Genomic DNA, 779 nt, shown 5'->3' with positions numbered 1-779 from the left:
CGGTATACACGTTGAACTTCATCTAACATGTATGTTTCAACAGTTAGTGTGTTTGTTACACGTAGTAAGTCTTTAGGATCGATTGAACCTTCTGTTAATTGTTGTCCGCGGTGAACAGTATCGCCTTCAGCAACGTTCATACGCGCTGTGTAAGGTACTTTATACTCACGAGAGTCTGTCATACCTTTAACAAATACTGTCTTCGTACGGCTTGCTTCGTCTTCTTCGATGGCTTCGATTTCTCCAGCAACTTCAGTAATCACGGCACGACCTTTTGGATGACGTGCTTCAACAATCTCTTGGATACGAGGAAGACCTTGAGTGATGTCATCACCGGCAACCCCACCAGTATGGAATGTACGCATTGTTAACTGTGTACCTGGCTCACCGATAGATTGTGCAGCAATTGTACCAACTGCTTCCCCTACTTCTACCTCTTGGTTAGTAGATAGGTCGCGTCCGTAACAATGTTTACATACACCGTGACGAGTGTTACATGTGAAGGCTGAACGAATCGTTACTTGCTCAATACCAGCTTCAACGATGCGACGAGCAGTTTGTTCGTCGATTAATTCGTTGTGGTGCGCAATGATTTCGCCAGTTTCTGGATGACGTACTTCTTTTTGTAAGTAACGGCCAGTCAAACGTTCTTCAAGTGTTTCAATCACTTCGTTACCATTCTTGATTGCTTCAATCGCTAAACCACGGTCAGTGCCACAGTCTGCTTCACGAATGATGACATCTTGGGCAACGTCAACAAGACGACGAGTCAAGTAACC

The 779-nt window shown here is 44.7% G+C and carries 1 pseudogene; it reads right to left on the bottom strand.

The window, feature by feature from the left end:
• Positions 1-779: pseudogene (locus ACRCJ0_RS17050) on the bottom strand (DNA-directed RNA polymerase subunit beta'); the annotation flags it as partial.

Source organism: Aerococcus sp. L_32 (assembly GCF_050689315.1).
Note: the sequence above shows the minus strand (reverse complement) of the source record. Positions and strands in the feature narration are given on the sequence as shown.